This window comes from Paraburkholderia phenazinium (assembly GCF_900141745.1).
Lineage (GTDB): Bacteria > Pseudomonadota > Gammaproteobacteria > Burkholderiales > Burkholderiaceae > Paraburkholderia > Paraburkholderia phenazinium_B.
This window is the reverse complement of the sequence record NZ_FSRM01000001.1, coordinates 4,111,560-4,137,311: the sequence shown is the minus strand read 5'-3', so window position 1 is coordinate 4,137,311 and position 25,752 is coordinate 4,111,560. Positions and strand designations below refer to the sequence as shown.

The window sequence follows — 25,752 nt, the reverse complement described above, 5'->3', positions numbered from 1 at the left end:
CAGGAGTATGCGATGAATGCTCACGCTGGAAAGATACTGGATGTGATTGTCGACGAGGTCCGCGATGTGACTGCCGAAATCAAGACGTTCCGCATGCATGCGCCCGACCGCACGCCATTGCCAGCCTTTGCTGCCGGAGCGCACATCCGTGTGTGCGTTTCGCCGCAGGATGGTCGTCAATGGCGACACTATTCGCTTGTCAACTTTGAACTGGGCGCCCACGCAACACTGAATCCCGGCGCGTACCTGATCGCGGTGCGACGAGAGGAGGGCGGACAGGGTGGTTCACGCTGGATGCACGACAACGTACGCCTTGGCGATACGTTGCAGGTGTCTGAACCGGAGAACGCATTCGCGCTGGACGCTTGCGATCGCGCAGTTCTGATTGCCGGTGGTATTGGCATTACCCCAATTGCGTCGATGGCGACCGCACTGGTCAGTGCGGGGCATGGCTTCACATTGCACTACAGTGGTCGCAACCTCCCGGATATGGCATTTGTCGACAAACTGCGCGGACTGGCCGGCGAACGGCTCCATATCTATACCGATGACCATCCATCGAAGAGCCTGAATCTGGAGGGACTTTTTGAGACCCTTCAGTTGACGCAGCCTCTCTACATATGCGGACCTAAAGGGATGATCGATGCCGCTATCGCGCTGGCGACTGCGCGAGGCTGGCCACGAGAGAATATTCACGTCGAGCTGTTCGCTGAGGCGGCGCCTCAGGCAGGCGACCGTGAGTTCGAAGTGGAGTTACGCCAGGCCGGGATGGTGCTGTCGGTCCGATCGGACCAGACAATACTGGACGCTATGATCGAAGCAGGTCTAGATCCGATCTTCGACTGCCAACGTGGAGAGTGCGGCATTTGCCGGACTTCGGTATTCGAGGGCGATATCGAGCATCGCGACTATTGCCTGACTGACGCGGAAAAGCGGGCGGGTCGCGTCATGCAAATCTGCGTGTCGCGAGCGCGTGGCCCGAAGCTCGTGCTTGACGCTTGACTGTGGGGGGAGCGTCCAGGCCAACGGGCCTCGTTTTGGTCCGCTGCCATGTCTTCTTTCTAGCGTGTTCTGTCGGACGACCGCCGACAGTCGACGAAATATAAGGAAACAACATATGGAAATCGCTGGCTCTTTGCGCGATGCGCTGATCGAATTCGTGTATGACGAAACGCTTCTGCTTGATGAGAAGCGCTTCGAGGAATGGTACGAGCTTTTTACTGAAGACGGCACGTACTGGATGCCCCTTACGCTAAATCAAAGTGATGGTCTCAATCAGGCTTCGCTCATGTATGAGGATCGCTTGCTGCTTAAGCTGCGCATCGACAGGCTGAAGCAGCCGCGGGCATTTTCACAACAACCGGAAAGCCGCTGTCTTCATGTACTGCATCGTCCAGCGTTATATGCCGTGGAAAATGGTATCTACCGAATGCGTACCCCAATGATTTATACCGAGACACGAGGAGACGAGCAGCAGATATTTGCCGCTACGGTGTTCCACGATCTCATGGTCTTCGACGATGTTCTCAAGATCAAGGTCAAGCGAGTCAACTTGCTCAACTGCGACGCCGCGTTACCTGCGATTCAACTCTTCATTTGAATTGTGGTTCTTGGTACATGAAGCATGTTTATGTCCCCGTCAGCTGAGATTGAGGGCGTCCGAGCTCCGTATTGTTGCGCGCAGTGTCACTCGCACTTTTGGGTGAGGGTGAAAGGAGTCTGACGATCATTGGTTTCTCGAAGCGGTGGCGGCGTAGAGTCTCAGGCAGAGAATTTTGATTTAGTGTATTTATTTCGGATTGCATAATTAATTTATATCAAAGTGTCTTATGTAGTGCTAGTCATCTCATCGAAAATTGATGAAGCAAAGAATTTCCCCACGTCGTCTGCTAACTAAAATTTTGGAGAACAAATGAAAAAATTACTTCTCGCTTTTGCAGCATTGGGAACATTCACTGGTGCAGCCCAGGCACAAAGCAGCGTGACGCTGTACGGTATTGTCGACGCAGGTTACGTCTACGCGAACAATATCGGCGGTAGTAAGCTTTATGAAGCTACCGGGGGTGCCCTCCAAGCCGATCGTTGGGGCCTGCGAGGCACGGAGGACCTGGGGGGTGGCCTGAAGGCAGTGTTCGTGTTGGAGAACGGTTTCAGCGTATTCACCGGCAAACTGAGTCAAGGCGGTGACGAATTCGGCCGTCAAGCCTACGTTGGCCTGTCGAACCATTTCGGTACAGTCACCGTCGGTCGTCAATACGACTCCGTGGTGGACTATACCGGTACGCTCGAAGTGGGGGCCCAGTGGGCGACGTACCTCGGCGCGCACCCGGGTGACCTGGATAACATGAACAACACGCTTCGGGCGAATAACTCGATCAAGTTCACGAGCAGCAACTATAGCGGTATCAAGTTCGGCGGCTTGTATAGCCTGGGCGGCGTTGCAGGTCAGTTCAACCGCAACCAGATATTCTCGGGCGGTATTGGCTATGTGCAAGGCCCGTTGCGGTTGGACGCAGCTTACTTGAACGTCAGGAACCCGAATTACTCCTTCTTCGGCAACAACTCGACCTCGAGCGCGACTGGTTCGAACATGACCGGTTCGACGGTGTACTCGGGCTATGCATCGGCTAAGACGCAGCAAGTGATCGCCGCCGGAGGTGCTTACACGTTCGGTGCGGCAACGGTCGGTGCAACGTACAGCAACACGCAGTTCAAGGATCTCGGACAAACCGGTATTACTGGTGCACCTGACCAGACCACCTCCGGCAGCGCCAAGTTCCACAACGCCGAACTGAACTTCAGGTATCAGGTGACGCCGGCTCTGTTGTTGGGCGCTGCATACGACTATACGAAGGGTTACGGCGTGAACGACGCGAAGTACCACCAAGGAATCCTTGGCGCGGACTACTTCGTCTCGACGCGTACGGACTTCTACGTCGACGCGGTTTATCAACACGCGTCGGGTACGGATTCGACCGGCCATACGGCTGTTGCAGACATCAACGGACTCTCGCCGTCGTCGACGTCGAATCAAGTGGCAGCGGTTGTTGGAATTCGACACAAGTTCTAGCTGGCAGTAAAGGTATCCAGTGTTCGAACGGCGCTTCGGCGCCCTTCGTTGAGATTTTTCTCCTGGCCAAGAAGTTTCTTTTTGCGAAGTCGATTACGCAAAAAACGTCGACGCTGCGTCGCCGTCCACGACGGGCAAACAGATCATCGTCCCGGCGTCCATTAGACACAGCTTCTGACTTTTTTTGTCGCGGTATCTGAGGACGATCGGGAGACCGTTTGCATGATGCTTCGTTCTGGGCGCATAGGGGGGGCCCTGCGCCCAACCCAGAGCATTACCCCTTTCAACACGAAGGGGAGGTCATGAGGCTAAAGTTAGCCGTGGACGCCGCAGGATACGATGTTTGTGTAATAAAGGGACTCGATAGATATGAAACTTTCGTTTGCTCAAAAGCTCTGGCTGCCACTGATCCTGAGCCTGTTGTTTCTCGCTGAAATTTCGATTTACAACGCCTACCAGACTCGGGAAATGCGTCTGGACGAGCGTAAGGCGGACCTGCAACACGCGTCGGAGGTTGCGCTGAGTGTCGTCAAGAATTTTGGCGACCAGGCGGCTGCCGGCTCAATTCCTTTAGCGGAGGCTCAAAGGACTGCAATGGCCGCCATTCGCAACATGCGGTTCGGTCGAGACGGTTATTTCGCGATCTTGGATTCACAGTTGACCATTCTGATGAACCCGGCGCAACCGCAGTTGAACGGCAAGAACATCGGCGACTTCAAGGGTCCGAACGGTGCTTTTCTCTTCAGAGATATGCTCGCTGTTCTCAGGCGTGACGGTCAGGCCTTTACCCTTTATAGCATTCCGAGGCCGGGGGGCACCGAAGCCTCGTCGAAAATTGCTTACGTCGTAGCGTATCAGCCGTGGGACTGGATTCTCAACACGGGGCTCTACGTCGACGACATTGATGCGGCGTTCCGCTCGGCGCTGTACCAGAACCTCGGGGTCCTAGTGGTACTGGCTGGCGCCCTGTCGGCTGTGGTGGTGCTGCTCAACCGCGGCATTCTCCGCTCACTGGGAGGCGACCCGTCGTACGCCGCCGAAATTGCCAACCAGATTGCCGGTAACGATCTCACTGGCATGGTGAAGACGGCACCGGATGATCGCTCGAGCCTGCTGTTTTCGATGAAGCGCATGCAGGAGCAGCTCACGCAGACGATCGGCACGATCAAGATCTCGGCCGACTCGATTGCCACCGCCACGCACCAGATCGCGACGGGCAATCAGGATCTGTCGCAGCGCACCGAGGAGCAGGCCGCCTCGCTCGAGGAAACCGCGTCGAGCATGGAGCAACTGACCTCGACCGTCACCCAGAATGCTGACAATGCCGGTCAGGCCAACCAGCTCGCTGCACAGGCTGCTCAGGTGGCGGAACAGGGAGGCACCGCGGTGTCACGGGTGGTGGAAACCATGGAGGGCATCAACGCCAGCTCAGACAAGATTGCCAATATTGTCGACCTCATTGAGGGCATAGCCTTCCAGACCAATATTCTCGCACTGAACGCGGCCGTGGAAGCCGCACGGGCAGGCGAACAGGGGCGAGGTTTCGCGGTGGTTGCCTCGGAAGTGCGTTCGCTGGCGCAGCGTTCCTCGGCGGCGGCCAAGGAGATCAAGGAGCTGATCCAGGATTCCGTGGAGCGGGTTCGGGCAGGTGCCGCCCATGTACTGGAAGCCGGCACAAAGATGAGCGAGATAACTCACGAGATCCGGCGCGTGACCAACATCGTGGGGGAAATTACCGCCGCCTCGCGGGAACAGAGCAAGGGCATCGGCCAGGTCAACCAGGCGGTCACACAGATGGACGAGGTCACGCAGCAGAACGCCGCGCTGGTCGAACAGGCAGCCGCCGCCGCCAGCTCGCTAGAGGCGCAGGCGAAGGATCTGAAAGCGTCGGTCTCGATGTTCAGGCTGAACGCCTGACGCAAAGCCGAGGTGAGCGACGCAGGCGCGCAAACGCACACGGCGCGGCTCCGGTGTGCGAGGGCGCCGGCCATGTCATCCCTGAAGGCGCTCGCCGCAGCCCATTAGTGAGCACAAACTACCGAGGCTGAAGAATGTGAAGACTATCGGGGGCATCCGTATCACGGGTGATTGGTCGGCAGAGCAATCCGCGGGTTTTGGCATCGAAGGTGCGCCCCCAGCGTTGGCAAAGCCAAAGACCGCACGCGTCACTGGCAGTCAGTGAAACGTTGAACCATGTGATTGTGCAAAACCGGACATTACGGGCCGGCATGCGTATCGATGGTGTCGCTGTCAGTGGGCTCACTGACAGCGACACCAAATGGACGCCGGAGGTCGATGGCGGATTTGTTCGCGGAAATCAAAATTGGTGTGCCAAAGCTTTGAAGTCCTCACTATAAGATTGACTACGAAAGGGGAAACGCCTCATGTCTTCGCCTTTAAGAAACGAATCGGCGAACGCCGCGGAAAGGAGAAAGGTTCATCACGCTCGTCTAAGCAAGTCGCATCGCGATGGAGGATCAATTTCAACTGCTATGGCGAATTCGGCTGGTAATCAGGCGTTGAACCATCGGATGTGCAAATGGCAACAGATGCATTGGTCGCTGTGGGTGGCCCGCCCATTGGCACAAGTTCAACGGGCTGCCGCCCACAGTGGCCTAGGTAATCGCCTCACGCTTTTAAAGCAACGTAGCGAGCTGCCAACTGAGGTAGCTGCGTGCGTTGGTACGTTGCCTATCCGCTTAGCTCGCGTCGCGACGAAATGATGGCGGAGCGTGGGGCTGCGGTCGATCACTCCATGGTGCACTGCTGGGCCATCAAGTTTCTGCCGGTGCTTGAGACGGTGTTCCGCCGCCGCAATCGGCCAGTTGGCAAGATCTAGAGGATGGACGAAACCTGCGTGAATGGGATTGTCTCTATCAGGCCGTGGACAGGGAAGACAACACATTGATTTTCGTCTGCGAACCAAGCGTAGCAAGGCGACTGACCAGTTTTTTTCGAGAAATCGCTCTAGCAAAACAGCGTACCCGAGACGGTGTCTATCGACAAAAGCGGAGCCAACCTGGCCGCGCTGCGCGTGGTGAACGCTGGGCGCGACACGCCCACCAAGGTTTGTCAGGTCAAGTATCTGAATAACGTGATTGAGCAGGACCATTGGGCGATCAAACGCATCGACGGACCGAAAGTCGGGTTCAAGGACTTCCGCCGCGAGTGTCATTCTGAGTGGCATCGAGATCATACATATGATCGCCAAAGGGAAGATGAAGCACACTGACAAAATCAAGCCATCTACAGCCTGTCAGTTATATTCATTGATAATATAAGTAATCCTAAGTATATCGTCTTTGTAAGGCTCAACCACCGTACTGCGACAGAACCCCTTTCGAGGCCACAAATATATGACCGAATTATCCAGCGAGACCATCAGCGGCCCCATGATCGAACTGCATCCCGACGACAACGTGGTGATCGGCTGTGCCACGTCCGATATCGCGCCAGGCACAATGGCGCACGGCCACAACGTCCAGTTCCACGGGTTCGAAGAACCGAGTTTTACTATAGGGCGATCCCGCGTATGTACGACGCGCAGTACCTACGTTTTCGCTGTCCGATAGTACTGGATTTGAGATCGATGCCCCTCTGGCGCAAAAAGGCTATGGCAACGGACCGGGAAAATGGGAAATCTTCGATAAGAATCAATACGTATCTCATAACGATCGGAAATTCTGGAATTGGGAGTTTGAGCGTCACTGGATGTTTTACTTGCTTTGGGGACGGTTGAGCTATAACCCCACCGCATCGGAAGATGTGTGGATGACTGAGCTGCGCAGCCGCTTTGGGGATGCGGCCGCGGATGTATCAACGACCTACCACGCCGGAAGGTGTGTTGTCTCCGAAATTGCTGCCGCTCACCTCGCAGATCCAAACATGTACATCTGGCCCGAAATCAACCCAGGCGGATTAATCGCAGACTATAAAGATGTACTCCCGAGCGACCAGAGTTTCATCGCTAGCCCAGCCGAAGCGGCTCGAAACGTCGTACAGAACCATGCATCGGCAAAGCAGGGGCCACACGAGACTGCTGAATTATTCGACGGCATTGGTTCGCAGATTGAGGCGGCGGTATCAAGGGCAGGGTCAAAACTGGGAGGTAACCAGGAATGGCGCGGTACAGAACTAGACTTGCGGCTTCCTGCTTTCTAGCATGAAAACGGGCAAGGTCAGCAAGTATGCTGCTCCGAAACCTGGCGAGAAAAGCCGCACCACCTGCGGAGGAGCATTATCCGATGGCCCTCGCGCGCCCAAGCATTATCCACACGCCACCCAGCCAGGTTTCAGTCGGGCAGCTCCTTCAATTGCAGGTGCGAGCAAGTCCGCACACAAATGTCACAGGCATTCGTCTTCATTATCGGCAGCTCAATGCTCTGGAAGAGGTTTACACCCTGGAGGTGTCGGGAGCTAATGCGGTGTTCGCCATACCGGCTGAAGAAATATCCGGAAAGTTTGACCTCCTCTGTTACTTCAAAAAACAGCAGGCAGCGCTAAAGCTTGCCATCAGGCTGATGCTATTGAATTGATTGTGATCTCTTCGGTCGGCTCAATAAAAGAGCAAGCTGGAGTCAACGACTGGGACGATTGGCGAATTACGGCCAGGTCGCACTCGACCGGACGCTGTATGAGCGCGCGTTACTAACCAGGCATTAAACGCTGGGAAGATAGACCTGTTTTCGACACAGAGTGCACCTGACTTTATCGCTCGATTCGGAAATAATTCTTCTATAGTCGCAACAATGGCCCTAACCGCCCCCGACTGTCGTTGCTTTCTTGAAATTTACTTTCAGTGTGATGCCTGGTATTCAGGCGTACCCGGAATCACGGGCGCGAGCGAGATGGCCGGCGGCCGTCAGGCAGACCCGGTCGTGGTTCGATCGGGAGGTCCATGGAAGTGATCTTCAGGATACCAGGCTGTTTGGCGCTTTGCAGAGGTCTGCCACTGGGTCTGGCTGGGTGAAATTCTGAACGAGAAGGCATTTCAAGGGGCGCTAGCTGGAAAACACGCGCTTGTCTGCCCCACTGCCGTGCGAGTCTCGTTGCGTCAACGACTGGGCGGCGCGTGAGTCCCGAAGCCCTGCCGTTCAGAGGATCACGACGTTGATCGGAGCGTCGACTGGCGTGTTGATCAGGGTGACGGAGGAGGTGACCGTGAAATTGACTTTTACTATTTCCGGACATAAACTGAGCGCTCAGTCACATTGGTTTGCCAGCTGGAAGCAGGGAGTTCGCACGTAGGGCCGTGGTACTGCGAGCAAGTATTCTTCGGATACTGGAGAAAGAATGAAGATCATCGACGTACATTCACACTGGCCTACGAGGCGCGGATTTCCGTTGAGAACCGAACAGGAGTTGGCCCAGCAGCGCAAGACGTGGAATTCTGAACCGCGCTACATGTCCGAATGGGAAATGGCCGAGTACTTTACGAAGAACAATGCGCGCGCCATCCTTGACTTTGGTTTTGCAAAATTTCTGCCACTCGACGAGATGCAGGCATTGCACGACTACGCCTTCGCGACACAGCGCGAAATCGGATCGTCTGTTGTCGGACACTGGATTCACATCGATCCGCACAAAAGCGGAACGGCCGGTGTGAACGAACTCAGACGCTGTATCGACGAGGCTCCAGGTTTCGTTGGCTTTGCAGTTTCTTCGTCCGGTACGGCCCCGGCGAGCGACGAGGCCTTTGCCCCGTACTACAGACTATGTATCGAGGCCGGGATTCCAGCCCTGATTTTTGTCGGTACTACCGGTCTGGGAGCGGGGCTGCCTGGCGGTGGCGGCATCATTCTTGATAATTGCCATCCGAGGCACCTTGATTTTGTCGCGGCCACCTATCCCGACCTGAAAATCGTTGCAGCAAGGCCGGGCTGGCCATGGCAAGCCGAGACGATCGCGGTGCTCATGCACAAACGCAATATCTGGTATGAACTGCACGGGTGGTCGCCCAAGTACTTCACGCACGAACTAAAACATGACATTTCGAGGCGTCTGCAGGACCGCGTGATGTTTGGTGCAGACATTCCGCTTTACACGTATGAGCGGCTCGTCACTGACTGGAAAGCGGAGGGATATTCCGAGGAAATACTGGAGAAGGTCTTCTGGCGCAATGCGAGCAATTTTCTCGGTGAAGGAGACAACTGATGGACTTGCACCTGAAGGATAAGATCGCAATTGTGGGAGGGGCCAGCCAGGGCATCGGCTATAGCATCGCACACACGCTGGCGATGGAAGGGGCGACCGTGGTCATCACGGCAAGACGCAAGGAGCCGCTCCTTGCGAGCGCTCGCCGGATCGCAGAGGAGACCGGGGCCCGGGTAATTCCAGTCGCGGCGGATCTTCGAACGGAGTCCGCTTGCCAGGAAATCGTTGGTAGGACCCTCGACGAATGCAGTGGCGTCGATATCCTTGTGAACAATGCAGGTGCGCCCCCGTTGGGGCCCGTTCTTTCTTTTGACGATGCGGCGTGGGAGAGAGCGGTCGAACAGAATTTGCTTAGCGTCATCCGCATGATCCGTCAGGTCGTTCCCTCAATGGAGCAGAGAGGAGGGGGCAGCATTCTCAACATCACCGCGATCTCCGCGATCCAGCCAATTCCGCAATTTGGCCTGTCGGTTGCAACCTGGTCGGCGGTAATCGGATTGGCAAAGACTTTGGCACTTGAACTGGCGGCCAAGCAGATCAAGATCAATACGATCTGTCCAGGATATATCAACACGCCGCGGCTGCAGAAGGTATTCGCAGCCGGTGATGAGCCGGCGGATGACGTACAGGCCAAGCTCTGCGCGGAAGTTCCACTGGGCAGAATCGGTACCCCGCAGGACATTGCGAATCTGGTCGCGTTACTTGTCTCACCGCGGGGCTCGTACATTACGGGCACGACGACGCAGGTCGACGGCGGGCTTTTCCGGGCTACTCGTTGAGGTGCATCATGATTGAGGCTACACAGTTTCCATGCGAGGAGCGCGCTCGACAATATCGAGCGGCTGGATATTGGGCTGACCAGTCCTTTCACGATGTCCTGTTTGAAGCCGCGAAGTGTTACGGCGGCAAGGAAGTGTTCGCTGACAGAAATCGGCGCCTTAGCTACGCAGAGTTAGCGGATGAGGTAACCCGTTGTGCGACGTTCTTCAGAAGCGTTGGTATCCGCTCGGGCGACGTCGTGACGTTACAGCTACCGAACCGGGTAGAATTTCCGGTTGCCTTTTTCGCGCTTGAACTCATCGGGGCGATCGCAAATCAGATCAGTCCGGATTTTCGCGCTTCGGAACTCGAATACATCATGAAGTTCTCGCAGTCCGTCGCCTATGTGTGCGCGAAACAGATGCGCGGATTCGAGTACTTGCCAATGGCACGGGACGTTAGAACACGCAGCCAGGATTTCACAATTATCTGCGTCGACGATGTTTCCGACGCCGACGTTTCGTCGATGGCCAATCTTGCGCGGCACGAGTCACTAGCGTCCGGGGAATGGGTGAAAGTGTCCCCCGACAGGATCATTCGGATGGCATTCACCTCTGGGACAACGGGAAACCCGAAGGCGGTCCTTCATAGCACTAACACGACGCTCTATGCGGCAATGATCCTCAGCAAGGACATGGCTGTACGCGAGTCGGATGTCCTCCTGGCCTATTTGCCCGTTGGTCTGAACTGGGGTTACCTGACACTTCTGCAGACAATCATGACGGGCGCGAGGGCATACCTGATGGAGCGATTTTCGTCGGGAGAAGCACTCGCGTTGATCGAGCGTGAAAAGGTAACCTATATTCCGACAGCACCCGCATCAATTATGGCGATGCTCGGGCACGATGAGATAGACAGCCGGAAACTCGATTCGTTGCGTGTGATAGTTACGGGTGGTGCTTCCGCTCCGGTAGAGACGATTCGGATGTTCCAACGAAGGCTTCCAGAAACGGCGCTGGTCGAACTGTACGGCATGCTAGAAACGGGTTTTCACTCCTACACGCGGATAGGTGACGATCCGCTGGCAGTCAACGGGACCGTCGGACGGGTCGTGGAAGGTCTGGAACTCGAGATCTTCAGGCCGGATGGAACGCGTGCAGATCTGTTCGAGGAAGGTGAAATTGCAGCTCGCGGTCCTTCGATTCACCTCGGCTACCTGAATAATGCGGAGGAAAACAGCAAGAGCTTCCCCGGTGATGACTGGTTTCTAACGGGTGACCTTGGCAAGTTCATCGATGATGCACACAACGTCGCAATCGTGGGGCGTCGTAAGGAAATCATCAACCGCGGTGGCAAGAAGTACTTCCCGCGCGAGGTCGAGGAGATTCTCTATGAATATCCAGCGTTCCAGCAACTCGCCGTCGTAGGTGTTCCTGATGAGCGTGTTGGCGAGAAGGGCTGCCTTTTTGCAACGTTGCGCCCCGGTCATGAAGTAACGTTGGAGCAGGTGGTTGCGTTTCTGCGAGGCAAGGTGGCCGATTACAAACTGCCGGAGCAGCTGGTTGTTGTCAACGAGTTTCCGATGACACCGACTGGCAAGATCAAGCGCACGGACCTTGTCGCCAGCGTGTCCTGATATCCAAAACGGTGGTTTAACCTGTTGGGACTCTACGGCCACCGTTTCGATTCGGGCCCGTATTGGAGTGCGGTATCAACTATTTTCAGTGCGAGAGGAGTAATGGACACAATTTCGGCTGGTCGTTAGCTCGTGTCAGAATCCGAGCCCACGCGCCATAAAGTTACTGAGTTCTTCGATTACCTCTGCAGGTTTTGCCCGCTCACGGAGTGACCAGCGGCGCAGCGCAATCATGGTGGGCAGAAAGGTGACAATATTGGCAGTGATACGCGGGTTGCGCACGGTGATCTTTGCTTGGGATGACGCCTGTGTCACGATGTCCTCGAACATCTGGATAAACTCCTTGACGCGCGCGAGGATGACCTTGCGTGAGCGCTTGTCGAGCAGGTGACTGTTTTGGTAGATCAACAGGATTTCGTTCTCGTGGTCGTGAACGATCTCGCTGGTGGCGCGCAGTGCTGCCTTGATACGCGCTGCGGGATCATCGACTTCATCGATAGCACGTTTGACCTTCAGTTGATATTCCGTGATGATTCTGTCGCAGACCAGATAAAGGATATCGTCCTTTGACTTCACATAGTTGTAGATCGTCCCCTGCGTCATGTCGGCAGCTTTGCCGATGTCGCGGACGGTTGCCTCGTGAAAACCTTTCTCAATGAAGACAGTGATTGCGGCCTTGACCAGATGATTGCGCCGTTCCTGTACGAGGGACTCGTCCCGCGTATTTGATTTGATGACGCGCCTGTGCGTAACGGCCGCTTTCTCGGGCGTTGCTTTTTCGGAAGTATCTGCAGTCTTCATGGAAACCCGCACGGGACATGGTCTGTTGCGTTGGTTTCAAATCATAGCATCATCGATTACGTGTTTGCCTGTCCTTGAATCGGAGGTGGAGTGGGCGGATAGTGTGCTGCATGTGCCGACACGATTGTTCCTCAGCACGGGCACACCTGTGATTCTCTTTAAAAGCACAGCGGGCCGGGTTTCCCGGCGCGCAAAGGACTTTTCATCTCCGTCCTTCGGGGCGTACCGTGACCGCTCAGGATAAACGTCGCCGCTAATGGCTCGGGACGCGCGGGATACCTGTCCCTGTCGTCCGAAGCGCTCGGGCGTTCAATGGTCGGCGATAGCGAAGAGGAGTCCGCCGCACAGGAGGCACGGTGTTGGATGTGATAAAGGCAGATTCACTCGACTCTATCCGGCTTAGCCGGATCCGTCTCGCGTATCCATTTGAAGCCGCAGTAATTGCAGCGCTAGCGATGAAGAACGGATGGTGGTCGGCCCGAAGGGCAGAGAATTGATGGCTCGTAAAATGTCAGCTGATCAACTCGGGGGCGGCTGGATCGCTAGTCAGGATGCTCTGGCGCGCTTCGCGGTGTCATGGATTCCAGAAACCGGCCGGAAGGTGCATCGAAGAGCACATCTGCGACGTTCGACAAAATGTTAGTTCAAAAGATACCCGCCAGCCGGCGGGCTGAGTCCATATCAAATGAGACATGGAGGAGATTCGGTCAGTATAGACCGTGAAATCTCCGCAGCGACCATCTCGTGACGGGCGTCCGACTTCGCGCACCGTTTGGTGCGGCCTGTGTTGCGCGGAGCAGTTCGACCTGAATCCCGCGACCGCGATACGCGGCGAGCGTACTTGCCGTGTACGGATGTGCCGTATTGCCCACGTGAGTATCAAGCAGGCTCATGCCTACGGTACCAGTGATTTTCTCTCCCAGTTTTGCCACGAACAGAACCGAATGTCCCCGCGCTGAGGTGAGTTGTGCGAGCGTTTTGAGCAGGATCATTGGACGAGGCACTGCCCGATGCGGGCGATTCATCCTGATCAGATAGTCCAACGTCTTTAGAGGCCTGCGCGAGCACTCCAGGTACATGACCAATACCTGGCGCCACCCACGTGAGCTCGCCTCCCGAAACCCACGATCTTGCAGCGCATACGGCTCGACAACCTCCGTTGCGAGAGGCAGCAAAATGAAACTGGGGAGACAGCAAAACGAAGAGGCTGCCATGTCTTTGCAATTCCAGCAACACGATTTCCACCGTGGAGCCCCAACGCTTAAGGCTCTACGGATTGTTCAGTGACCGGGGTACCCGCGGCTCGCTCTTCTTCTTGCCCGGTAATGTCTTGAGGCTGGTTTCGATCAAACAAAAGGGTAACTCTGCAAGCATTCTGGTTACCGGCTTCCTCGGACCTTCGTCTATAACTCGATCTTACGAAATGAGGCCAAACGATCCCACAGGAGGCGCGGATGCAAATCGTGGTCGGTACTGCAACGATGATGGCATGGGCAAGCTCTGACGAAGGCGTGAGTTGGAGAAGAATGACAAAGGGTATTCATTACCCGGTGACGCCCGCCTGGGCATTGAGCTCGCATCCTGCACGGCCAGGCGAACTTTTGGCAGGTACCGATAATGGAATTATGCGTTGGCGTACTGCAGACGAGGAGTGGGTTCCGCTGTTCAATGAGTTCAGCAGGACGCCCGTTTGGGCACTTGCCCAAGCACCCTCGGACCCTGACTTTATCCTCGCCGGGACACGATACCCGGCTGCTTTCTATCGCTCAAGTGATGGTGGCAAAACGTGGACGTGGCTTTCCGCACGACTGGCGCAGAGCTGCCCCGCAGTAGTCTATCCCCGCGTCACCAAGTTTGTTTTTGATCCGAAGGACGAGAACACGATCTGGGGTAGCGTTGAGATCGATTACATCTGGCGCTCGGGCGATCGTGGCGAGACGTGGAAGCAGACGACGTGCGGGCTGATATCCGGGGACATTCACGGCCTCGCTGTCTCGCCGGTCAGGGAGCGCGTTTTCGCCGCGACGGACAAAGGTCTGCACATGACCGGTAACCAGGGCGAGACGTGGTCTCACATTCCTCTGGATGCGTCTGATCAGTACACACGCTCTGTGATTGTTATGCCTCATGCTCCGCAAACGATTTTCGTCACGAATGGGAACGGGCCGCCGGGCTCCTGGGGCAATCTGTTCCGCAGCGACAATCACGGTGACACGTGGCGCAAGGTTCCGATGCGGTTCGAGCTCAACAGCACGCTCTGGAAGTTTGCACCTCATCCCGAGAATCCGGATCTAATCTTCTGCAGCAGCAAACTCGGGCAGGTTTTCCGTTCTAAAGACGGAGGCGTCACGTGGACAAAAGTGAAGCAAGAGTTCGGCGATATTCGCAGCCTGGAATGGGCATGGATATGATCACTCTGCCGCAATCACCAGTTTTCCATTGGATCACCGCAGGGATAACGTCGGTTGGCGTTGCGGATTCTGCGAGATACCACCCGAACTGTACGCAGGTCATCAATAGCTGAAGTCAAATGGAGCGATAACGTGCGAGGCCGAGTTCAGTTGTGTGCGAAAGACGGGTTTGAATTGTCGGGTTATATGGCGGGCCCCGAGGACGCTGCCTACGGGTTGGTCATCGTGCAGGAGATCTTCGGACTCAATACGCGCATCCGCGATGTTGCGGATCGCTTCGCGGCGCAAGGCTACAAGGTCGTAGCACCCGCAATGTTCGACCGTATCGAACGTGGTATAGAGATGGGATATTCGGAGGAGGAAAGGCTCAGGGGCCGTGAATCCCGCACCCGGATGAAGGATTCCGAAACGGTCGCGGATATTGAAGCGGCTGCCGTCGCACCTGGGACATCCCGGTGCGGCATCGTCGGCTATTCCCTCGGTGCCTGTGTCGCGTGGCTTGGCGCGACCCGGACGCGGGTCTTTCAGGCCGCCTGTGGCTGGTACGGCGGTGGAATAGCAGCCCTGCGCGATGAAGAGCCAAACTGTCCTGCACTGCTGCACTTTGGCGAACAGGACGCGTCCGTGCCGATGATGGATGTAGAAGCTTTGCGGCAGGCTCGGCCGGAGGTTGAAATCTGCGTCTATCCGGGCGCAAGGCATGGCTTCGGCTGCGATGTTCGTGCGCCGTTCAGCCAGGTTGACTACGACCTCGCGCAGAGGCGCACACTTGCTTTCTTGGACAATTATCTTGGATGAGAATGGCGGCCTTGTCGAGGAGGCCCGTTGTCGTTCTCCGAGCCGTCCAAACATATCCGGGTACGCTCACATGCGAGCAGGGTATGAGATCCGGGGACCCGTCCACGGTGTTCGAAATACTGTCTGCTTCGCCAGGCAAACTTATCAAGCCGTTAAACCGGCATCACCAAGAGTACTAACATGACAGACATTACTTTGGCGCAAGCCACGCGGATTATTGACGCTGCATTGTCCGAGGCGCGCAAACTGAATCTGCACCCGATAACAGTCGCAGTACTGGATCGCGGCGGCCACCTGACCGCGTTAAAGCGCGAAGACAATTCTGGCAACATGCGTGCCGAAATCGCGACCGCCAAGGCGCGTGGCGCATTGGGGCTTGGACAGTCGACCCGCGTAATGTCTGAACGGGTCGGCCAGGTGCCGCACTTCTTCGCGGCGATTGCGGCACTCACTGACGGCAACGTCGTGCCGGTTCCGGGTGGTGTACTCATTCTCGACCCTGTGGAACGCGTACTTGGTGCCATCGGAATTAGCGGAGACACTGCTGACAATGATGAAAAATGCGCGCTGGCCGCGCTCGCCACCGTCAGCCTTGAGGAGTGACATAGAGAGAACCGCGCTGCCCGTCGCCCAGGAAAATCAATGAATCGGAGAATTGATGCAACAGCTTAGTATTAAAAGTGCCGGTGCGGCACGCGGTTTGATCGGGAGGGTGTGCGATGAATTTTTCGCTAGCCATGGAATCAAATTGTCTTCGGATTTTGCTGCGGTGGGGACAACCTTCGACCGCGTGAGCGAAGCTATGCGGACGCACGAGGATTGCGGTCTAACGATTCTGACTTCCGCATTTTTTCAGCGCCTCCAGCAGGCGTTTCCGCAACGCGTGACACCGGGTGGCTCGCTCGGCTCGACGACGACTTGTTTCGCCTGTAGGGGCGATGCGGGCGCGTTCCAGGTTTCCACCGTCGATGCGCTGCGACGGACCTTGAGTGAAGTGGATGCCGTCTACACCGGTGATACGCGGCAGTCGACGGTAGGGCGTCATCTCATATACGTGCTTGAGGCGTTTGATCTCCGAGGTAAGCTGCGTCCTGACATTGTCGAATTTCCGGGTGGAGCACAGGCGGTCGCGGCTCTTGCTGGCGTCGAAGGCAAGGGGGTGCTTGCCTTCGCGCAGCGTAGCGAAGTTCTGCAAATCCCCGAGGTATTGTTCGTCGGCCCATTGCCGGAAGCGTTCCATCTTGCGACGGAATATGTGCTGGGGGTCATCGACAAAGCGCCGGCTGCTGAGGATTTTGCTGCGTTCCTGACAGCCGGGCTTCAGGAGAGCACGCGGCGGGAAAGCGGCTTCGATCCAGTCTGACACGCGGTTTCTGCGATTGCGCTTTCCGGAGAGCACCAAAAAAGGCCGCCCAAACGGGCGGGGTAAAATCATACCCGGGGCGGTCGCGTCAACGCCGGTTTTCGAAGAGTTTTGCTCCGCGTGTATTGCGTCTCGCCCACCGGTTCGCCCGGGCCTACGACGATAGTCCAGACAGGTCCGGAGTCGAACTTGTCGGATTGGGGAATCGGAACATTGTCCGGAGTCCGACCGTTGCGCCAACGTCGTTGGTACGGCCAATCTTCTCGACAACACCAGTGCTCGTGTTGGTTGTGCCCGGATAGTCGGCAGCAAACGCTCCGTTGCCGCGCGCGAAGTCCACGGTGGCGTAAACCTCCGTGCGCTTCGTGAACGAGTAATCTTTGCACCGTTGACCAGGCTGCCCTCCGCAGTTGAAACGGAAGTTTGCTGGAAGCCTGTGTCGAGCGATGCTGGGCCGACTGCATACGTAAGCTCCATGCCGTACGTGCTGCCCAGACCGACTGAGCCGGCATTTTTGCCGAAGCCGTAGATGGCATCAATAGTCAGGCCATTGAACGTCGCCTTGTACTTAACCGAGTTGTTTACTTCCAGGTACGGGCCGATGCCATTCCACACCCAGCTGTCTTGCCAGTAGTCGCCCACGGTCAACGGGTCAAACACATCGCCCATTGTGTCGTAAAGGGGCGAGTATTGACGACCGAACGTAACCGTGCCGGCCTTGTCGCTCGACGGACCAACATACGCCTGTCGACCGAACAGCTCATCTGGCGAACCCAGTCTCCCGTGAGATAAGCTCGATTCTGGTGTGCGGGGAAGTTTGGGAGCGGGAGATTGAAGGCGGTGGAGGTTTTACCTGAGAATCTGATTGTCGAAATCGGAAACTAGCAAACAACAAACCATCCACCATGAGCAAGTTTACAGAAAAAGAAGTCGTCGGACTATCGGGAGTCGGTCTGGGGCTGGACGAATTGGTTCGGCACGGGGCTCGGCAGGTGATTCAGCAGGCAATCTAAGCGGAGTTGTTGGCGCTGCTGGAGCGGTTCGAGAACGTCAAGACATTGCACGGGCAGCGCGCCGTGGTGCGCAAAGGTTATTTGCCGGAACGCGAAGTGTTGACACCGTACTACGCGTACGCGCAACTGCGTATCACGACCCACCTTCCTCGGTCTGGTATTCAAGCTGATCGAGGAAGCCGAGAAAACCTGGGGCCGTATCAACGGCCCCGAACAGATCAAGCTGTTGTTGGAGGGCATTGCCTTCAAAGACGGCGAACCGGTGCAAGACGATCGACCGGATCAGCAGGAACCCGCCGCTTGAAATCGCCGCTCATCAAACCGCCCGAACACCACTCTTGACCATATCTCATCAGTGGGGACCTTATCCTCGCAGGCCTCAGTACCTCGTGCGCTACGTAGGGGTGTTCGCAGCTTTGTTTCTTGTCGCGTGACTGGCGATATGGCGACCCTATTTCAGCAACAACATTCCCGATCGGTCGATGCGTTCTGCCGTCGCTAGAATTGAGCGCATAGATCATTTGCGACCCGGTCCCAAAGAAGGATTTGCGCTGAGGGAAGCATTGGTTTGTCGCGTCGAGGGCCAAGAGGTCGAGTTTCAGGCCTCTTTTCGTGCTGCGCCGGGCGAATATGTTGCAGTCAACTGCTTTGCTGACTCTAAGGGACGGATTTTGATCTCCAGCATCGTTCCGGCAGAGCACTAGCCGTCGCTAGCCAATTGTCGACGGTCTGGGCAACAATGCCGGACCACTGGACGCGGCCGCACTGAGCCCAGCGGCGATCGGCTCAGGGCGCCCACAACGGTCGGTTGCGATTCCCGGAAGCAGTCGTCAGCAGTGCGTGCAAAGCGCGTACGGACTTTATCAGGACACCCCTCCCATATTTCGCAATCGACAACCAACGGGAAGCGCGTCATGATTGGGCAGCGCTGGAGTCTCCACTCAATTTCGAACTCGCTCTTCAGAAAGTTGCTTACATCCTCACAGGCCCGACGACATGACATGGTGCGAACTTTCCTTATCGCCCTGACTATTTGCCTAACCTTGACTTCTTGCTATACACCAAATCAGGAGGCACTGGTGGAAACGGTGCATAAACGGGTGACTGTCGGCATGCCAATTTCGGAGGCGATATCGGCGTTGTCAAAAGACGGATTCGAATGCTCAGGCTCCGTTCCGGTTGATTGCGTTCGCACGCGGCAACGATTATTGCCGTCTACGTGTATAGAAAGAGTGAGACTCCAGCATAAGCTTTGGACTGTGGATACCATAGATATCGCCCTGAGCTTGCCCCCGAAAAACGAATCCCTTGCTGAGCAGGTAAACTCAAGCAAGGAGAAGAACGATGACAAGCAAGGCAAAGCGGGCACAGTACACGCTCGAGTTCAAGCTGGAAGCGGTCCGACTGGTCAAAGCCGGGCAAAGCATGGCAGCAGTGGCGGCGACCCTGGGTGTGGTTAAACAGACGCTGTACAACTGGGTGAAGGCTGACCGGGAAGGCAAGCTGGCAAGAGCAGGCACGAAGCCTGTGAGCGCGGAGCAGATGGAGCTGGCGCGGCTGCGTGCGGAGGTAGCGCGCCTGAAGATGGAGCGAGACATATTAAAAAAGTGCGCAGCGTACTTCGCGAAGGAATCGATGTGAAGTACGCGTTCATCGAGCGCAATCGACACCACTGGCCGGTCTCGGTGCTATGCGAAGTGCTGGAAGTCAGTCCCAGCGGATATCATCAGCGCCGGCAACGCACCGCGCACGACAAGCCGCACCGTAGCCGCGTAAGCAACGATGCACTGCTCGCGCAAGTCAAGGCGATTCACATGCAGGTCAAGGGCGAATACGGCTGGCCTCGCATGTGGAAGGAGTTGCTCACGCAAGGCGTGCGCGTGGGCAAAGAACGGGTTCGCAAACTGATGGCGCAGCATGGCATTCGAGCCCGCCACAAGCGCAAGTACATCGCGACGACGAACTCGAACCACGATTTGCCGGTGGCGCCGAATCTGCTGGAGCGCGACTTCACCGCTAACGCACCGAACCAGGTCTGGACGACCGACATCACGTACCTGGCGACAGCCGAAGGCTGGGTCTACCTCGCGGCCATCATCGACCTGTTCAGCAGGCAGGTGGTGGGCTGGTCGATGCAGCCGCACATGAAGGCTGAACTGGTCACGGACGCATTGCGAATGGCGTGGTTCCGGCGTCGCCCTGACGCCGGCGTAATCGTGCATAGCGACAGGGGCAGCCAGTATTGCAGCGGCCTGTTTCAGGACGCGTTGAAGGCCTACGGCATGCGTTCGTCGATGAGCCGACGTGGAAATTGTTGGGATAACTCGCCGACGGAAAGTCTATGGGGTTCGCTGAAGGTAGCACGCATGCACGGACGACACTTCCCCACCCGGCGGGCAGCAATGGATGAGGTGATTGACTGGCTGGGTTTTTACAACGCGCGCCGGTTACATTCAACGCTCGATTACGTCAGCCCCATGACATTCGAAAAGAACTGGTTCGCGGCTCATAGAGGCGAAGCCGCATAATTCACCCAGCTATGGGATTCGTCAAACGGGGGCAAGGTCACCCCAATCGCATGCGCGGGGCTCTAACAACGTCACACACCTTTACACCGTAATCCAGCGCATACAACGTTTGCTACGGTTGCCTTGCGTCAATGCTGGAGAGTAAATTCGTCGGCGGCGGCATCTCGTCCGTTGATAATTTCGGTCGCACACGTCGATGTCCTTTCATGGACGAGCGGCGTCTCATGCAATCAGCATCGCGACGCGGGAGCCAAGCTTCGCGACGGACAGAATGCGACCCGCTTCGGTCTGTCGCCTCAGCGCGACCTGACGGCAGCTTCCAACGTACAGCGGCCGTCCGTCGATTCGCATGGGGACGCAAGTGTTCGGAGGGAGCGGACATTCGCGACGGCAAGGCGACGTCGACGAATGTCCGGCAACGGGAGCCTACGGCGCCGGTGTTCCGCCCGCTGTCAAAAGAAAATCCGCGCATGAAGGGTCGCGCCAGTACGTATCGCTCACCTTCATCTGCTTGTCGAATCGCACCTGATACTGGCAAGTAACGATCTTTCCGCCTTGACGAAAATCGAACAGGTAGTTCCAGACATGCCCTCCGACGAACCACTCGTGGAAATGAGGCGGTCCGAGCAGGTCGAACATCTGGTCCTTCGTGAGGCCTGGCTCCACATTGCGCAGGTTATCCAGGTTGACGAAGGTGCCGCCCGCCTGCGTCGCGGATTGAGAATCCGGAAACTTCGGCGGACCATCGGCAACGCAGCCCGCGATCAGTGAAAGTAACGTGATAGACAGCGCAAGATTCCATTGCTTTTTCATGTTTGCATCTCTCATCGAACAGGCGGCGGCACGCGAGATGGGCCGCAGCGAGAAACGGAATGACGTCACCCATAGTTGCTGCATTGACGCCACCTGGAAGCTTCGTTATGTCCATTACCACTGGTAACCTGCACCCACGACCGCGCCATAGTAGCCTTGCGTATTGGTCGAAACCGCAGCCTTATAGATCCAGTGATTGTTATCCGAGATTGTGGAAATGCCGACCGCCTGGCCTGACTGGCCCCGATAAACGCTGCCGGCGACCGATACCATGCTTTTTCCCGGCCCGGAAGGTTGCGGCAATCCTGCGACAGCCATCGCAGTTGCGATTCCCCCATCCGCGTCACGCTTCAGCTGTTGAATCTGATTATCCGTATATGCATTTGCCTGTGCGACGGCGCTTCCCAGTTGCTGCACGTTGACGGCGTCAGTGGGTGCGGTGCCGGCAGCGACATTGGTAATCTGCCGTGGTGAATCGGCCGACCCCACCGAGACCACATTGCTGCGACCCTCGTCGTTACTACCGGCACCGATGGCCACCGAACCGGATCCTGTCGACGTCGCCCCTTGACCCAGGGCCGTCGACCCGGTGGCGGTAGCCTGCGAGTTGTTGCCTACAGCCGTGCTACTGGTTCCCGAAGCAACTGCCCCCTGTCCGCCCGCGGCCGAATTGGATCCCGTTGACGCAGGCGGGGTTGTTGTTGTTCCCGACGTGGACGGGAAACCACCATTGCCGCCGTTCGCGTTGTTGATCAGCGTGGTCAACTGCTGCTGAACTGCCTGGAGTTGGCTCACGTTGACTGCGTCGGTCCCGACGCTCCCTGCTGCAACCCCCGTGATCTGCCGGTTTCCGATATTGACTTCCCCTGCTGAGGACTGGGGGCTGCTCAGACCATAAGCAATGTAGTTCGACAATGCACCGACCGTCGTCACCGACCCGGCTCCCAGTGCGACACTGTTCGCATAGGTTGCGGATGCACCGGCGCCTAGCGCCACTGCATCGGTGGCGCTGCTTTGCGCGCCGGAACCCAGCGCGATGCCTCCCACAGCCGTGACACTGGCATTCGCACCTTGCGCGACAGACTGTGCGCCACTTGCGTTAGCACCACTACCCAGCGCGATCGCGTCGGCCTGATTCGAACTCGCTGCTTCCCCGATCGCGACACCACCCGGCGCGTTCGAATTGACGATGGCGCCGTTGCCAATCCCCACACCATTGTCGCCATTGACCACCGTGGTCGGTCCAACTGCGATTGAATTGCTGCCTACGGCCAGCGAGTCTGCTTCAGTCGAGTTGGCGTGAAAGTACTCAATGGGCGTGACTGCGAACGAGGACAATGCTCCGGCAAGTTGCCGCACGGTGACGGCATCCTGCTGTTGCGTCCCGTCTGCGACATTGGTCAACTGGCGATACGCATTGGTGGTTCCGAACGACACCGCACCCAGCAGCGTCTCGTCGGTGGTGTTATAGGGAATCACGTAGCTGCCGGTCGCAATCGAACCTTGCGCGGGGACAATCGTGCGGTTAGATACGGACCCCGAGCCTATTGCAATTGCGCCCGCGACAGAAGCAGTGGCCTGCGCTCCCAGCGCCATGGCGTTGTCAGCGGTTGCCTGCGCACCGTTGCCTGCCGCGAAGCTGGCAGTTCCACTGGCTACCGCCTCGGGGCCCACGGCGATACTGTTGGTGCCCGTTGCCTGGCTGTCCGCTTCTGTGGAGTCAGCATGGAAGTACTCGATGCCCGCGCCGTTATTAATGTTAGTGAGGGAGTTCTCGATGTTAGTGAGGCTGGTGTTCAACCCGCCAAGCGCACCGCCGACGTTGTTATAGGTGCTGCCTTGCACGGTGTAGCTCGGTGCCGAGACACCGCTGCCCGGTGTGTAAGTGGAACCTCCGCCCAGCGCCGAAGCGACCGTCGACCCGGTCGTGTTACCCGCGCTCGCCACCGAAAACAGTTGCGAGCCGTTAACGGCGTCGGTCGACGTCGCTGACAGGACACCCGCTGCGACGTTCTGGAGCTGCCGCTCCGATCCGGCTGCGCCAATCGACACGACAGACGTGGGTGCAGTCGCCTCTGCTGTACCACCCGTCATGTCGAACGTTCCGGTATGCGGGGCCGCCGTTGTGGATCCCGCCCCCAGAGCGACGTCATTCGCATTACTGGCTTGCGCACCATTGCCGATTGCAACTGAAGACGCTCCGGTGGAGACCGCAACCGGACCGACAGCGACACTATTGGTACCGTTCGCCGTTGAATCTGCAAGCGTCGAGTTCGCATGGAAGTACTCGATCCCACCGCCGGTAAGTGAGTTGTTGATGCTTTCCAGCGCACTGCCCACGTTTGTGTAGGTATTGCCGTCGACCGTATAGCTCGGTGCACTGATCGCTCCTGTCGAACTGTTGTATGTCGCTCCACCGCCCAGTGCGCTCGCCGTCGCGCTGCCCAGATTGTTTACGCCGGTCGCGACCGAGAACAGTTGCGATCCGTTGATCGCGTCGGTGCTGCTCGACGAGATCACGCCTGCCGCCACGTTCTGGATCTGACGTTCGTTGCCCGCGCTGCCGACGGAGACGACCCCGGAGGCTGTCTTCGCGATGCCTGCTGCGGTACCGCCAAACAGTGCAGTCGTCCCTGTATTGGCCGCCGCCGTGGTCGAGCCTGCCCCCAGTGCCACATCGTTGGCATTGTTCGCCACGGCGTTCGGGCCCAGCGCCACGCCGTTGGCGCTGCTTGCCGTGGCGCCCGACCCGAGCGCCACGCCGCTCGTCGCGGCGCTCTGGACAATGGCGCCATTACCAATCGCCACCGAGCCCGCGACATTGGCCTGCGATGCGTTGCCGAGCGCGACCGATCCAGCTCCCGTCGCCACGTTCGTGTTACCCAACGCGATCGCGCCATTGCCGTTTGCGATATTGTCGGCACCCATCGCCACTGCGCCGTTACCGGTGGCCGTGTTCGGATCGCCAATGGCCACTGCGCCGTTGCCGCTCGCGGTTTGCCCCTCACCGAGCGCAACCGCGCCTGTCCCGCCTACCACTTGCGAGTTGTGTCCACCGGCAATCGAACCGGTGCCGGCTGCTGCCGCTACGGTATTGCTGTCACCGAACGCTACCGTCGAGGCGGCGAGCGCTTCTGAAGTATTGCCCAAGGCGACCGCGTTGGCACCACTGCTGACGGTATTGAGGCCAATCGCAACCGCGTTTGTGCTATTCGCTAGTGCGTTATAACCCAGGCCAACTGTATCGCTGGCCGTCGCGTTGGACGCCGCACCGATAGCAATGGCGTTGGTTCCGGTTGCATTTGTCTGCAACCCGACGGCGATGGCACTGGCCTGATTTGCAGTCGATTGTCCGCCGATGGCGACGGTATTGGTGGCCGTTGCCGCAGCGCCTGCTCCCGCATTGCCGCCGATGGCGGTTGCACCGTCAGCGGTCGCCCGGACCGCCGTAGCGGCGCTGATGCCGCCGCCACCCAACGCGGTGGAACCGACACCCGTAGCCTTCGACCATACCCCAACGGCCGTCGATTGGACACCCGTTGCGCCGGCGAGGCTGCCGACGGCCGTGCTCCACGTTGCGCCAGCGTTCGTGGAGTTGCCGATCGCTACACCTTGCTCTCCCGCGGCACTTGCGCCATTGCCTACCGCAAGCGCCTCGAAGGCCGTGGCGGTGTTGCCGTTCGGAAGCACCACGTTACCGGCTCCGCTTGCTGTGGCATTGACGCCAATGGCGATAGGCGAACCTCCTCCGGTACCTGTGGCAGAGGCATTCGCGCCCTGGCCCACGGCAATGCTTGCACCGGAAGTACTGCTGGCGATGGCGTTCATGCCAACGGCAAGTGTGCTCGCTGTTGCTATCCCTTCCGTGGATTGGGCGCCTCTACCGATTGCGATCGCGTTTGGCCCGGTGGCGACGGACGACCAGCCCGCGGAGAACGCATAGTTGCCGTTGGCTGCGGAACTGACACCGACCGCGGTTGAGTTCCCACCCGTAGCAGTGGCGAAGGTGCCCAGCGCACTGGCGCCAGCCGAGGTGGCAGCAGCGTCAACGCCGATTGCGACCGCGTTGATGTTGCTTGCGATTGTTTGGGAGCCCAACGCCACTCCGCCTTGGCCTGAAGCCGTTGCCAGATAGCCGAGAGCCACCGCGTAGAGATTCGACGCAGTGGCGAGGTAACCAACCGCCGTAGCTTGCACCGCCGACGCAATCGCGCTTGCGCCTAGCGCCGTGGTCCCAGCCCCGGTGGCCGACGCCTGAAACCCCATGCACGAAGCAGTGCCGTCATAGAAATTGTAGGGAGTCGACGCGCAACTCACGGACTGCGCATGGGCCTGTCCACCCCACGTGCTGAAAGCCAACAGCAACGATAAGGGGATCATCGGTGGCGCCAAGCCATATGTCGATAA

The 25,752-nt window shown here is 57.6% G+C and carries 17 protein-coding genes and 4 pseudogenes; 17 read left to right on the top strand and 4 right to left on the bottom strand.

Going from position 1 to position 25,752, the window contains the following annotated elements; genetic code table 11:
* Positions 1-12: 12 nt before the first annotated feature.
* The 10 genes and pseudogenes from BUS06_RS18545 to BUS06_RS18495 all read left to right on the top strand — a co-directional run bounded on the left by BUS06_RS18545 (position 13) and on the right by BUS06_RS18495 (position 11,618).
* Complete coding sequence (locus BUS06_RS18545; protein WP_074265584.1) at positions 13-1,002, top strand: PDR/VanB family oxidoreductase; 990 nt, start codon at positions 13-15, stop codon at positions 1,000-1,002.
* Positions 1,003-1,117: 115 nt separating this feature from the next.
* Positions 1,118-1,600 (top strand): aromatic-ring-hydroxylating dioxygenase subunit beta, encoded by a 483-nt coding sequence (locus BUS06_RS18540; protein WP_074265583.1) that lies wholly within the window; start codon positions 1,118-1,120, stop codon positions 1,598-1,600.
* 312 nt (positions 1,601-1,912) lie between these two features.
* Positions 1,913-3,070, top strand: coding sequence for a porin (locus BUS06_RS18535; RefSeq protein WP_074265582.1), 1,158 nt, complete (start codon positions 1,913-1,915; stop codon positions 3,068-3,070).
* A gap of 369 nt (positions 3,071-3,439) precedes the next feature.
* Positions 3,440-4,987 carry a methyl-accepting chemotaxis protein gene (locus BUS06_RS18530; protein WP_074265581.1) on the top strand — a complete coding sequence of 516 codons (1,548 nt, stop codon included), beginning with the start codon at positions 3,440-3,442 and terminating at the stop codon, positions 4,985-4,987.
* Positions 4,988-5,741: 754 nt separating this feature from the next.
* Positions 5,742-6,351 (top strand): annotated as a pseudogene (locus BUS06_RS18525) (IS6 family transposase); the annotation flags it as partial.
* A 430-nt stretch (positions 6,352-6,781) separates the two neighbouring features.
* Positions 6,782-7,231 carry a hypothetical protein gene (locus BUS06_RS18515; protein WP_074265579.1) on the top strand — a complete coding sequence of 150 codons (450 nt, stop codon included), beginning with the start codon at positions 6,782-6,784 and terminating at the stop codon, positions 7,229-7,231.
* A gap of 26 nt (positions 7,232-7,257) precedes the next feature.
* Entirely contained in the window at positions 7,258-7,605 is a 348-nt protein-coding gene (locus tag BUS06_RS18510; protein ID WP_143787547.1) for a hypothetical protein, read from the top strand.
* A 757-nt stretch (positions 7,606-8,362) separates the two neighbouring features.
* Positions 8,363-9,223, top strand: coding sequence for an amidohydrolase family protein (locus BUS06_RS18505; RefSeq protein WP_074265577.1), 861 nt, complete (start codon positions 8,363-8,365; stop codon positions 9,221-9,223).
* Positions 9,223-10,002, top strand: coding sequence for an SDR family NAD(P)-dependent oxidoreductase (locus tag BUS06_RS18500; RefSeq protein ID WP_074265576.1), 780 nt, complete (start codon positions 9,223-9,225; stop codon positions 10,000-10,002). The genes BUS06_RS18505 and BUS06_RS18500 overlap by 1 nt, the downstream gene beginning before the upstream one ends.
* A gap of 8 nt (positions 10,003-10,010) precedes the next feature.
* On the top strand, positions 10,011-11,618 hold the full coding sequence (locus BUS06_RS18495) for a class I adenylate-forming enzyme family protein (protein WP_074265575.1): 1,608 nt from the start codon (positions 10,011-10,013) through the stop codon (positions 11,616-11,618).
* A 135-nt stretch (positions 11,619-11,753) separates the two neighbouring features.
* Here the strand turns inward: BUS06_RS18495 and BUS06_RS18490 are convergent, their stop codons facing one another.
* Positions 11,754-12,419 carry a TetR/AcrR family transcriptional regulator gene (locus tag BUS06_RS18490; RefSeq protein ID WP_074265574.1) on the bottom strand — a complete coding sequence of 222 codons (666 nt, stop codon included), beginning with the start codon at positions 12,417-12,419 and terminating at the stop codon, positions 11,754-11,756.
* Between the two features lie 1,454 nt (positions 12,420-13,873).
* Here BUS06_RS18490 and BUS06_RS18480 point away from each other — a divergent pair.
* From BUS06_RS18480 to BUS06_RS18465, 4 genes are all read left to right on the top strand, one after another.
* Positions 13,874-14,830, top strand: a complete 957-nt coding sequence (locus BUS06_RS18480) for a WD40/YVTN/BNR-like repeat-containing protein (RefSeq protein WP_074265572.1) — start codon at positions 13,874-13,876, stop codon at positions 14,828-14,830.
* Positions 14,831-14,962: 132 nt separating this feature from the next.
* A complete protein-coding gene (locus tag BUS06_RS18475) occupies positions 14,963-15,628 on the top strand; it encodes a dienelactone hydrolase family protein (RefSeq protein WP_217272811.1) in 666 nt (221 codons plus the stop codon).
* A 180-nt stretch (positions 15,629-15,808) separates the two neighbouring features.
* Positions 15,809-16,231: a GlcG/HbpS family heme-binding protein gene (locus BUS06_RS18470; RefSeq protein ID WP_074265571.1), complete on the top strand. Its 423-nt coding sequence runs from the start codon at positions 15,809-15,811 to the stop codon at positions 16,229-16,231.
* A gap of 55 nt (positions 16,232-16,286) precedes the next feature.
* Positions 16,287-16,991: a substrate-binding domain-containing protein gene (locus tag BUS06_RS18465; RefSeq protein WP_074265570.1), complete on the top strand. Its 705-nt coding sequence runs from the start codon at positions 16,287-16,289 to the stop codon at positions 16,989-16,991.
* Between the two features lie 465 nt (positions 16,992-17,456).
* Here BUS06_RS18465 and BUS06_RS38790 read toward each other — a convergent pair.
* Positions 17,457-17,750: pseudogene (locus BUS06_RS38790) on the bottom strand (porin); the annotation flags it as partial.
* A gap of 146 nt (positions 17,751-17,896) precedes the next feature.
* Here BUS06_RS38790 and BUS06_RS38785 point away from each other — a divergent pair.
* The 3 genes and pseudogenes from BUS06_RS38785 to BUS06_RS18440 all read left to right on the top strand — a co-directional run.
* Positions 17,897-18,109: pseudogene (locus tag BUS06_RS38785) on the top strand (IS256 family transposase); the annotation flags it as partial.
* A pseudogene (locus tag BUS06_RS38195) lies at positions 18,108-18,308 on the top strand (IS256 family transposase); the annotation flags it as partial. The pseudogenes BUS06_RS38785 and BUS06_RS38195, both read left to right, overlap by 2 nt.
* 1,040 nt (positions 18,309-19,348) lie before the next feature.
* Positions 19,349-20,532 (top strand): IS3 family transposase gene (locus BUS06_RS18440; RefSeq protein ID WP_143787546.1). Its coding sequence is split into 2 segments (ribosomal slippage): positions 19,349-19,613 and positions 19,613-20,532, totalling 1,185 coding nucleotides; the frame shifts between segments, so codons are not numbered across the junction.
* Between the two features lie 426 nt (positions 20,533-20,958).
* On the opposite strand, the gene BUS06_RS18435 is transcribed toward BUS06_RS18440, so the two are convergent.
* On the bottom strand, positions 20,959-21,429 hold the full coding sequence (locus BUS06_RS18435; RefSeq protein ID WP_254368871.1) for an outer membrane protein assembly factor BamE: 471 nt from the start codon (positions 21,427-21,429) through the stop codon (positions 20,959-20,961).
* Between the two features lie 30 nt (positions 21,430-21,459).
* Positions 21,460-25,725, bottom strand: a complete 4,266-nt coding sequence (locus tag BUS06_RS18430) for a YadA family autotransporter adhesin (RefSeq protein WP_429439812.1) — start codon at positions 25,723-25,725, stop codon at positions 21,460-21,462.
* Positions 25,726-25,752 lie beyond the last annotated feature (27 nt).

Bases quoted from the DNA above. Each gene is read 5' to 3' on its own strand.
- BUS06_RS18545 (WP_074265584.1), top strand. From the start codon at position 13: ATGAATGCTCACGCTGGAAAGATACTGGATGTGATTGTCGACGAGGTC.
- BUS06_RS18540 (WP_074265583.1), top strand. From the start codon at position 1,118: ATGGAAATCGCTGGCTCTTTGCGCGATGCGCTGATCGAATTCGTGTAT.
- BUS06_RS18535 (WP_074265582.1), top strand. From the start codon at position 1,913: ATGAAAAAATTACTTCTCGCTTTTGCAGCATTGGGAACATTCACTGGT.
- BUS06_RS18530 (WP_074265581.1), top strand. From the start codon at position 3,440: ATGAAACTTTCGTTTGCTCAAAAGCTCTGGCTGCCACTGATCCTGAGC.
- BUS06_RS18515 (WP_074265579.1), top strand. From the start codon at position 6,782: ATGTTTTACTTGCTTTGGGGACGGTTGAGCTATAACCCCACCGCATCG.
- BUS06_RS18510 (WP_143787547.1), top strand. From the start codon at position 7,258: ATGCTGCTCCGAAACCTGGCGAGAAAAGCCGCACCACCTGCGGAGGAG.
- BUS06_RS18505 (WP_074265577.1), top strand. From the start codon at position 8,363: ATGAAGATCATCGACGTACATTCACACTGGCCTACGAGGCGCGGATTT.
- BUS06_RS18500 (WP_074265576.1), top strand. From the start codon at position 9,223: ATGGACTTGCACCTGAAGGATAAGATCGCAATTGTGGGAGGGGCCAGC.
- BUS06_RS18495 (WP_074265575.1), top strand. From the start codon at position 10,011: ATGATTGAGGCTACACAGTTTCCATGCGAGGAGCGCGCTCGACAATAT.
- BUS06_RS18490 (WP_074265574.1), bottom strand. From the start codon at position 12,419: ATGAAGACTGCAGATACTTCCGAAAAAGCAACGCCCGAGAAAGCGGCC.
- BUS06_RS18480 (WP_074265572.1), top strand. From the start codon at position 13,874: ATGCAAATCGTGGTCGGTACTGCAACGATGATGGCATGGGCAAGCTCT.
- BUS06_RS18470 (WP_074265571.1), top strand. From the start codon at position 15,809: ATGACAGACATTACTTTGGCGCAAGCCACGCGGATTATTGACGCTGCA.
- BUS06_RS18465 (WP_074265570.1), top strand. From the start codon at position 16,287: ATGCAACAGCTTAGTATTAAAAGTGCCGGTGCGGCACGCGGTTTGATC.
- BUS06_RS18435 (WP_254368871.1), bottom strand. From the start codon at position 21,429: ATGCAGCAACTATGGGTGACGTCATTCCGTTTCTCGCTGCGGCCCATC.
- BUS06_RS18430 (WP_429439812.1), bottom strand. From the start codon at position 25,725: ATGATCCCCTTATCGTTGCTGTTGGCTTTCAGCACGTGGGGTGGACAG.